The following is a 515-nucleotide window of genomic DNA, read 5'->3' as shown; positions in this document are numbered from 1 at the left end:
TTCCGGGAAGTGAAGCTTTATTTTCAGGGACAGAACCTGTATACGTGGACGAAATACTTCGGGGTTGATCCTGAGTTTAGTTCGGTGGGCTTTCTGCCGCCTTTGAGGACGTATTCTTTCGGTGCAACATTGTCACTGTAATCTTAAAATCCTTTTTAACCTTAATAGAAAAAAATAATGAAATTATTGATTTATATATTGAATTTGGCGGGAGCTTTATGTTTGATAACGGCTTGTGTATCCTGTGAAAAGATGATCGAAACTGACCTTCCCCAGAATCAGATTGATACTGAGGATGTGTTTAATGATGTGCAGACTGCCAATGCAGCGTTGTCTGCGCTGTATGCGGGGCTTTTTGATAATTCCCCAGTATCCGGGGATCAGTCGGGAAGGCTTTTGGGAATGTATACTGATGACCTGACGTATCATACGACGGCAACCAATAATGGTTTTCCTGAGATTTTTAACAATACGCTGATTGATTCCAGTATTCCTGTGAACTCTTTCTGGACGGC

General features: G+C 41.7%; 1 pseudogene. It reads left to right on the top strand.

Annotated elements, in window-relative coordinates:
• Positions 1–177: 177 nt before the first annotated feature.
• Positions 178–515, top strand: a pseudogene (locus BA768_RS19615) (RagB/SusD family nutrient uptake outer membrane protein); the annotation flags it as partial.

Source organism: Chryseobacterium sp. CBo1, from assembly GCF_001693475.1.
GTDB lineage: Bacteria > Bacteroidota > Bacteroidia > Flavobacteriales > Weeksellaceae > Chryseobacterium > Chryseobacterium formosense.
The sequence above is the reverse complement of the archived record's forward strand: the minus strand, read 5'-3'. Positions and strand labels throughout refer to the sequence as shown.